The organism is Ureibacillus massiliensis 4400831 = CIP 108448 = CCUG 49529, from assembly GCF_000772965.1.
Lineage (GTDB): Bacteria > Bacillota > Bacilli > Bacillales_A > Planococcaceae > Ureibacillus > Ureibacillus massiliensis.
The window spans coordinates 1-735 of sequence record NZ_JPVQ01000128.1 but is presented as its reverse complement, the minus strand read 5'-3'; the positions used below and the strand labels follow the sequence as shown (position 1 = coordinate 735).

The following is a 735-nucleotide window of genomic DNA, read 5'->3' as shown; positions in this document are numbered from 1 at the left end:
CCTTGTCTTGACTTTCTTCCACCTTTTCCAAATAAGTTGCCTTAACCGATGGTTTAGCCACTTTCTCATATCTTGAATGAACATTTTCATCAAACCAATGCCATAGTAATTTATCCATCCAACCGTAACTTGATTAATTTCTTTAACGATATCCTCAAATTTACCAGTACGATTTCGTCTAGTTTTATATTTTAGTTTATCTCTGAATCTTTTCTTCGCGGAGTGGTGTGGTCTACATCCTGTACTTTTAGATGTACTGTGGATACAGAAACCTAAAAATTTTTGTTTGGTCGGAGACCCCACCTTACTTTTAGTTTTATTAACTGTCAGCTTCAGTTCCTTCTCCAAAAACTTTGTAATGCTATCAAGGACACGTTCACCAGCTCGTTTACTTTTAACGTAGATGCAAAAATCATCCGCAAAGCGAACGAATTTATGTCCTCTTTCCTCCAGTTCTATATCTAACTGATTTAAATAAACATTACTAAGAATTGGTGAAAGTACACCGCCTTGAGGCGCACCGAATTCAGTTGGTTTGGTAAAGCCATTCTCTAATATTCCGCTTTTAAGAAATTTCCAAATTAGCTTTAATATAATTTTATCTTTAATGAATTCCTTGAGGTATTCCATTAGCTTTTGATGGTTAATGGTGTCAAAGTAACTTTTGAGATCACAATCCACTACCACTTTATAGCCTTGTTCATAGTATTTGATAGATTTCTTTATGGCTTGGTG

The 735-nt window shown here is 35.0% G+C and carries 1 protein-coding gene; it reads right to left on the bottom strand.

From position 1 onward, the window contains the following. Nucleotides 1-735: reverse transcriptase domain-containing protein (locus tag CD30_RS19235; protein ID WP_036180879.1), on the bottom strand; the 735-nt coding region annotated here is incomplete at both ends.